The organism is Pseudomonas emilianonis (assembly GCF_023072625.1).
In the GTDB taxonomy this organism is placed as follows: Bacteria; Pseudomonadota; Gammaproteobacteria; order Pseudomonadales; family Pseudomonadaceae; genus Aquipseudomonas; species Aquipseudomonas paraveronii.
In genome coordinates, this window is the sequence record NZ_JAKNRV010000465.1 from 1 (window position 1) to 3,469 (window position 3,469).

Annotated in this window: 5 protein-coding genes and 1 pseudogene; 2 read left to right on the forward strand and 4 right to left on the reverse strand. The window is 60.0% G+C overall.

Annotated features, from left to right (window positions below; genetic code table 11):
* On the forward strand, window positions 1–183 hold a 183-nt coding region (locus L9Z73_RS27605; RefSeq protein WP_247407837.1), incomplete at its 5' end, for a hypothetical protein.
* A 73-nt stretch (window positions 184–256) separates the two neighbouring features.
* Here L9Z73_RS27605 and trhA read toward each other — a convergent pair.
* Complete coding sequence (gene trhA / locus L9Z73_RS27610) at window positions 257–874, reverse strand: PAQR family membrane homeostasis protein TrhA (RefSeq protein WP_247407839.1); 618 nt, start codon at window positions 872–874, stop codon at window positions 257–259.
* A gap of 144 nt (window positions 875–1,018) precedes the next feature.
* Between trhA and L9Z73_RS27615 the strand changes: the two genes are divergently transcribed.
* Entirely contained in the window at window positions 1,019–1,933 is a 915-nt protein-coding gene (locus L9Z73_RS27615) for a LysR family transcriptional regulator (RefSeq protein WP_247407841.1), read from the forward strand.
* 94 nt (window positions 1,934–2,027) lie between these two features.
* On the opposite strand, the gene madM is transcribed toward L9Z73_RS27615, so the two are convergent.
* From madM to L9Z73_RS27630, 3 genes and pseudogenes are all read right to left on the reverse strand, one after another.
* Complete coding sequence (gene madM, locus L9Z73_RS27620; protein WP_247407843.1) at window positions 2,028–2,792, reverse strand: malonate transporter subunit MadM; 765 nt, start codon at window positions 2,790–2,792, stop codon at window positions 2,028–2,030.
* A gap of 5 nt (window positions 2,793–2,797) precedes the next feature.
* Entirely contained in the window at window positions 2,798–3,190 is a 393-nt protein-coding gene (gene madL / locus L9Z73_RS27625) for a malonate transporter subunit MadL (protein ID WP_247407845.1), read from the reverse strand.
* Window positions 3,191–3,257: 67 nt separating this feature from the next.
* Window positions 3,258–3,469 (reverse strand): annotated as a pseudogene (locus L9Z73_RS27630) (malonate decarboxylase subunit epsilon); the annotation flags it as partial.

The window sequence follows — 3,469 nt, forward strand, 5'->3', positions numbered from 1 at the left end:
GTCGACGGAAGAGCTAGTGGGTTCGCTAGGCATGGGGAAGTACCTTTCATTGTTATTGTTTTTAATTCGGCATCTGTGTGCCGGATGCAATTTGCAAGTGCTTATGAAGATCTAAATGTGGGAGGGGCGGTGCGACGATTCGACTTGCTCCCGATGGCGGTGGATCAGCCAACAATTAAGTGACTGACACACCGCCATCGGGGGCAAGTCGAATCGTCGCACCGCCCCTCCCACATTTTTTTGACCGCGTCGTGCGTTAGAGCACGTAATGCATGATCGCCACGAAATGCAGCAAACTGCCGCCGATCACAAACAAATGCCAGATCCCATGGGAATGCCGCAGGCGATCCTCCAAGGCAAAAAAGATGATGCCAACGGTGTACAACACACCGCCCGCCGCCAGCCAGATAAACCCCGCCGTGCCCAGTACCGCAATCAGCGGTTTGACGGCCACCAGCACGATCCAGCCCATCACCGCGTAGATCACGATCGACAGAACCCGCGCCTCGGAACGCGGCTTGATCTCCTGCAGAATGCCGACCACCGCCAGCCCCCACACGATCCCGAACAGCGTCCAGCCCCACGGGCCTCTTAAACTGACCAGGCAAAACGGCGTGTAACTGCCGGCTATCAACAGGTAGATCGAAAAGTGATCGACCTTCTGCATGATCGCTTTTCGCCGCCCCTGCACGCTGTGATACACCGTCGACGCGCTGTACAGCACCATCAGCGTAAAGCCATAAATCGCCACGCTGACGATCTTCCAGGGGCTGCCATCCAGGCTCGCCACCACCAACATCCACACGGCGCCCACACACGCCGCGACTGCGCCGAGCAAATGGCTCCAGGCGTTGAATCGTTCCCCGTGGTACATCTGTCACTGACCCCCTGTAACCGTTAACTGCTGCCTGACAAGCGTCCCGCCTTGCGCATAAGAGTGCAAGGGCCTTATGACGTTCCGGCGACGCCGCGCGGTTTTGCGGGCACAATCGGCCGTATTCGAACAAGAGCCACGGCCATGCTGATCGACGAAGAGTTCACCCTCAAAAAGCTGGAAATCTTCCTGGCGTTCATGCGCACCGGCAACCTGGCCCGCGCCGCCGCCGAGCTGCAAACCAGCAACGTCAGCGTACACCGCGCCATCCACTCCCTGGAAAACGCCCTGCGCTGCCCGCTGTTCAAGCATGAAGGCCGCAACCTCACCCCGCTGGAAAGCGCCTACGTGCTCGAAGAGCGCGCGCAAAAGCTGATAGCCGACGTGGTCGACAGCGTGCGTCTGACCCGCGAAGCCGCCGGCTTCTCCGCCGAGCGCTTCAAGCTCGGCTCACTGTATTCGCTGACGGTGAAAACCGTGCCGCAACTGATCATGGGCCTGAAAATCCGCCGCAGCGAACTCAACATTGACCTGATCCTCGGCTCCAACTTCGACCTGCTGTACAAGCTCAAGAACATGGAAGTCGACGCGATCCTCATCTCCCTCGACGAACACGCCAACGATCCCGACTGTGCGCAGATTGCACTGTTCTCCGACGACATCTTCCTCGCCACGCCCGCCGATTCGCCCTTCGACCGCGAGCAGCAAATCGACCTGGCCGACGTGCGCGACGCCACGTTCATCACCCTCACCCAAGGCTTCGCCACCCACCAGGACGGCAACCGCGTGTTCAAGCAAGCGGGGTTCGAGCCGAAGGTGGCGATGCAGGTCAATGACATCTTCACGCTGCTGAGCATGGTCAGTTCAGGGGTGGGTTATGCGCTGCTGCCGGGAAGGATTGCGGCGGTGTATGAGAACCGCGTGAAGCTGATACCGCTGCAACCCAGGTATCGGTTGCAGCAGCATATCGGAGTGGTGTTCTTGAAGGCCAAGGAGCGCGACCCGAATTTGCTGGCGTTATTGGCGGAGTGTCGGATGTATGCCAATCGGCAGGCTTGAGACCATCATCGCAGGCAAGCCCGGCGCCTACCGTTGACCGAGTCGCCTGAGCGTCCTCGGTCAACATGTGGGAGCAGGCTTGCCTGCGGCCCCGTCAACCCACCAAGCCACGCATGATCAGAAACAACAACGACGGCCCCAGCAAGCATCCCAGCGCCGTATAGAACGCCGCTGTCAGGCAGCCGTAAGGCACCAGCTTCGGATCGGTGGCCGCCAGGCCTCCCGCCACACCGCTGGATGTGCCCATCAGGCCGCCGAAGATAACGGCGCTGCGAGGGTTGTTCAGGCCAATAAATGGCGCTACGAACGGGGTCATCACCATCACCAGGATGGCCTTGATCAGCCCCGCGGCGATGGACAGCGCCATAACCTCGGAGCTGGCGCCAATCGCGGCACCGGTCACCGGGCCGACGATATAGGTCACCGCCCCGGCGCCTATGGTGGTGAGGCTTACGGCATCGGTATAACCGAATGCCATGGCCACCGACACACCGGCGATAAACGACGACCCCACGCCGACAAACAACGCCAGTACGCCAACGTAGCCGGCTCGCTTGAGCTCATCCACACTCACGCCAAATGCCGTGGCCACGATGGCGAAGTCCCGCAGCATCGCCCCACCGAGCAGGCCAATGCCTGACAGCAACGGGATATCCACCACACCCTTGGCGCCGCCGGTAAAGGCGCCGCCGACGTATGACAGCAGCAACCCCAACAAAATGGCGATGGCCGAGCCGTGCAGACGGCCTTTGGTGAACGTGTCGGAAATCCAGTAGGACACCCACATGGTCAAGCCGATTACCGCGAAACCACTGATCAGGCCGTAGCCGGTGATCACTTTCATCATCGATTCGTACATAGCGATCACCCGGCATCTTTAGTGGGAACAACAGCGCTTGGCTCCTGGTTGCCGATGCGCATCAGCACCGGCACCAAGGCAAACCCGAGCACCACCGCAAACGTCCCGGCCAAGATCGCCATGGGCCCGCCACTGATGGCGCCATAGACGTTTTGCTGGGCAGCCATGGCCACCACAATCGGGATATAGATAGCCGCCCAAAAGCTCACGCCTTGTTCCGACTTAACGGTAAACAAGCCACGATTGCTGAGGTAACTGCCCAGGCCGATCAACAGCAACATGGCGATGCCAACCCCGCCGACGTTGGCCGGGATACCCATCCATTTACCCAGCAGTTCGCCCACAAACAGCCCGACCAACGTGCAAAGCGCCAGAAACGCCACACCATAGATAATCATTGTTGTTGTCCTCAAAGTGCTCGATCGAAATTGTTGTTTTTGTGCTTCGAAAGCCTTGGGTGGTGCTTTATCGGTGGCGTCGTTCCTCCTCTTCCAGCAGGCCCTGCAAGGTGTCCAGGCGCGCACCTTCGCAGGCGATCACCGTGCCTTGTTCGAACACGCGGCGTGACAAGCCGGTGAGTACGGCGCCGGGGGGCAGTTCGATTTGCAGGCGCACGCCGCGCTCATAGGCGCTTTGCACGGTGCCGCGCCAGTCGACCACGCGGCACATGTTGAAGG